The 3,275-nt window shown below is 64.8% G+C and carries 3 protein-coding genes; all 3 read right to left on the reverse strand.

The features are described 5' to 3' along the window. A partial coding sequence (locus VL973_RS00145; protein ID WP_325282008.1) for an FtsW/RodA/SpoVE family cell cycle protein occupies positions 1-843 on the reverse strand: 843 nt, incomplete at its 3' end. After that, complete coding sequence (gene mrdA, locus VL973_RS00150; RefSeq protein ID WP_325282009.1) at positions 840-2,813, reverse strand: penicillin-binding protein 2; 1,974 nt, start codon at positions 2,811-2,813, stop codon at positions 840-842. The genes VL973_RS00145 and mrdA, both read right to left, overlap by 4 nt. Further along, positions 2,810-3,275 (reverse strand): rod shape-determining protein MreD (gene mreD, locus VL973_RS00155; protein ID WP_325282010.1); only part of this gene is annotated, 466 nt, incomplete at its 5' end. The genes mreD and mrdA, both read right to left, overlap by 4 nt.

The following is a 3,275-nucleotide window of genomic DNA, read 5'->3' on the forward strand; positions in this document are numbered from 1 at the left end:
CAGCAGCACCCCGCCCAGCAGGCCCCATTCCTCCGCCATGGTGGCGAACACGAAATCGGTGTGACCTTCGGGCAGGTAATCGAGATGGCTCTGCGTGCCCTGCAAAAAGCCCTTGCCGAACAGGCCACCCGACCCGATCGCAATCTTGGACTGGCTGATATGATAGCCGGTGCCCAGCGGATCGCTTTCGGGGTCGAGAAAGATCAGCACGCGGTTGCGCTGATATTCATGCAGCAGATAGTTGACCGCGACCGGGATCAGCACGGCAAGGCCCAGCGCGCCGCCGATGAACAGCCGCAGCGGGACACCGGCGATAAACATCACCGTCAGTCCGCCCGCTGTAATCATCAGCGCGGTGCCAAGGTCGGGCTGGAGCATCACCAGACCCGCCGGCATCGCGATCAGCAGTGCGGGCGGCCAGATGCCGTTCAAGCGGCGCACTTCGCTTGGTGGCAGCAAGGCATAAACCCGTGCCGCGGCGAGCACCATGAACAGCTTCATGAATTCGGACGGCTGGATGCGGATGATCCCGAAGTCCAGCCAGCGCTGGCTACCGCCGCCGACATGGCCCAACAGTTCGACTGCAACCAGCGCAACCAGTGTGACGGCATAGCCCGGCAGTGCGATCACCTCCCAGAAACGCGCCGGAATCCATGACAGCACGACGGCCATGCCGAGGAACACGACCAGCCTCAGCCCCTGCGACCATGCCCATGGCGTAAAGCTGCCCCCCGCCGCCGAGAACAGCACCAGCGTGCCGAACCCGCCGATCGCGATGATTAGCAACAGGATGTGCCATGGCAATTGCGCGATCGGTGCGGGGACGAGTTCCGACAGTCTCATGGCGTACCTGTCCTGACCGGTGACGTCACGCTGCCGGGTGGCGAAGGTTCGGGATTTGGCGAGGGCGTGGCGATCGGAATCGGTGCCTGGCGCACGATCCGATAGGCCTCTTCCCTGGCGGCCATGCGTGTCTTCAAATCGCCGCCCAATTGCTTTTCGAATGCGTCGAGCGTTTCAAGCGCCTGCTTGCGATCGAACAGATAGGTGAGCAGGTCACGTGCGACCGGTGCCGCGGCCCCTGAACCCGACATACCATGTTCGATGACGACGGCCACGGCATAACGCGGCGCCTCGACCGGCGCGAAGCCGATGAACAGGCCGTGGTCCCGATATTTCCACGGGACGTTCAAGCCACCCCGCGCGCCTCCGGCAATGCGGCGGACCTGCGCGGTGCCGGTCTTTCCGCCCATGCGAATGCCGTCGAGCCGCAGCCGGCTGCGAACAGCGGTGCCCGCACCGTTAACCACTTCGTCCATGCCCGAGCGGATCAGTGCCATCCGTTCCGGCGTCACGTCCAGCGCAGGGCCGATGACGGGCGAACTCGCCAGAATACGCGGCATCAGCGCCCGTCCGGAGGCGATGCGCGTTGCCTGAACCGCCAGTTGTAACGGGCTGGCGAGGATATAGCCTTGTCCGATCGACGCATTCAGCGTGTCGGCGGGGGTCCATTTCTGGTCGTATTTCCGCAGCTTCCATGCCGGGTCGGGCACGGTGCCGTAACGTTGCGAGGGAAAGGGCAGGGGATATTCCGCGCCCAGCCCCAATTGCCGCGCGGCGTCGGCAACCGCGTCCATGCCGACTTCGCGGCCCATGGTGTAGAAATAGGTATTGCAGCTGCGCGCGATGGCGCGGTGCAGGTTGACCGATCCGTGACGCCCCAGGCAGCGGAAAAACCGGTTGCCGAGCTGATAGCCGCCGGGACAATGCACCGTCCTGTCGGGATCGATCCCGGCACGCAGCGCGGCCAGCGCGGTCGCGGGCTTGAACGTCGAACCTGGCGGATAAAGCCCCTGCAACACCTTGTTCATCAAGGGCAGATGGTCGTCCCCGCTCAGCATGTCCCATTCCAGCTGGCTGATACCATCGGAAAAGCTGTTGGGGTCGAATGCGGGCATCGACGCCATTGCGAGGATGGATCCGTCATTGACGTCGATCACCACCGCCGACCCCGATTCATTGCCCAACCGGCGTGAGGCATATTCCTGAAGCCCCGCGTCGATTGTCAGCTTGACGGTGTTGCCGGGCACGTCGCGTCGGGTTTCGAGGTCGCGAACCGGACGCCCGCGCGCCGTCACCTCGACCCGCTTGGCGCCGGGCTTGCCGCGCAGGCTATTTTCCAGCGCCTTTTCAAGCCCGTCCTTGCCCAGTTTGAAACCGGGTGCGAGGTAGAGCGGGTTCTTCGTCTCCTTATACTGCTCGGCCGTGGCGGCACCGACATAGCCGATCAGATGCGCGACGGCCGCACCGGCGGGGTAGTTTCGCGCATAGCCCTGGGTCGGCGCGACCCCCGGTAATTCCGGCTGGCGCACGACCACTGATGCATAGCGTTCCCAGTCTAGATTCTCGGCGACCGGAACGGGTTGCAGGCCCCGTGCACCCTTCAATTCGGCCAGGACGCGTTCGACTTCATTGGGATTCAACCGCAGCAACCGGGTCAGGTCGGCGATAATACGCGCTTCGTCCTCAATCCGTTCGGGGATCAGGTCGATGCGGAAATCGGTGCGGTTGTTGGCGATCGCGCGGCCGTTGCGGTCGATGATCCAGCCGCGCCGCGGCGGGATCAGCGTCAGGTTGACGCGGTTGCTTTCAGCCAGCAGGCGATAACGCTCATTCTCGGCCACCGACAGCCAGGCCATGCGCCCGGCGAGCATCGTGCCGACACCGATCTGCAACAGCCCCACCATCGTCGCGCGGCGCGAGAAGGTGAAGTTCTGCGCCGCTTCGGTCACCGAACGCTGGGGACCGCTCATGGCCGGCCCTTGGCGTCGAGCGCGGCGCACAGCCGTGCAACCAGGGGATATAGCGCGATCGAAAGCAGGATCTGAAGCAACAGGACGGTTTCCACATGCGCGCCGATCGGCGTCGCGATCAACCGACCGGCGATCAGGCAAAAGCCGATCGCGCCACCCGCCAACAGCCAGTCCTGCCAGAAGTCACGCGACACCAACCGTGTGTCTAACACGTCGATGGCGATCAGCGACACCCCCCAAAGCAACATCGAACTGCCGATGGGCTGGCCGCTGACCAGATCGTCGAACAGCCCCAGCGGCGCGGCTGCCCACACCCGCAGCACATCGGCGCGCAGCAGCCGCCATGCCAGCAACAGCATCAGGCCAAAGGGGGGCAGCCACGGCACCGTGGCGACCATGGGCGCCAGCGTCACCAGCGACCCCAGCATGACCGTTACAGGCGCGAGCCGCCGGGAACGGCGC

Origin of the sequence: Sphingomonas sp. (genome assembly GCF_035490575.1) — a bacterium.
Lineage (GTDB): Bacteria > Pseudomonadota > Alphaproteobacteria > Sphingomonadales > Sphingomonadaceae > Sphingomonas.